1 protein-coding gene is annotated in these 556 nt (G+C 57.7%); it reads right to left on the minus strand.

Annotation, left to right across the window (positions count from 1 at the left end):
* Positions 1-556, minus strand: a 556-nt coding sequence (locus MKP05_RS21530; RefSeq protein WP_240570169.1) for a sodium:solute symporter family transporter, incomplete at both ends; no start/stop codon positions are given.

Here is a 556-nt window from a genome sequence, read left to right on the forward strand (position 1 = left end):
CAACTGGGGCGGGGGATGGTTGTGATTTATTTGGGATCAGGCGGTCAATCACCATGATGATGGCCGGGGTCGCCAGGGCGACATACATGTTATTGATGCCGAACGGGTCGCCGAGTAAATACCAGACGGACGTCACCACACAGGCGCCGATCAGGCCGGCATTCGCGCCCCGAGTGCTTCTGAAGAAGGGGGCATAGAAGGCGATGACCGCCACCACGGTAATGGAGAGGCGAATGGCGCGGGTAAAGAAGGAGAGTTTCAGCACCTCCGGTACCAGCAGCACAAAGATCAGCGGCAGGAAGCCGATAATTAGCGACGCCCAGCGTGTGGCTCTGAATTCCTGGTCCGGCGTTGGGTTGCGCCATGGTACGTAAAAATCCTTCACCACCAGCGAGGCAATGGCCAGGGCTACGGTACTTACGCTGACGAAAATCGATGCCACAAGTGACGTTGTCACCAGACCTGCCAGCCACGGGTTCATGTCCTGCAGAAAGACCGGGAGGGCATACAGGCTGTTGATCTCGGGATGCAGGTATTTCGCCGCGACGCCGATAAT

The sequence above is a fragment of the Halomonas flagellata genome, assembly GCF_022487945.1.
In the GTDB taxonomy this organism is placed as follows: domain Bacteria; phylum Pseudomonadota; class Gammaproteobacteria; order Pseudomonadales; family Halomonadaceae; genus Halomonas; species Halomonas flagellata.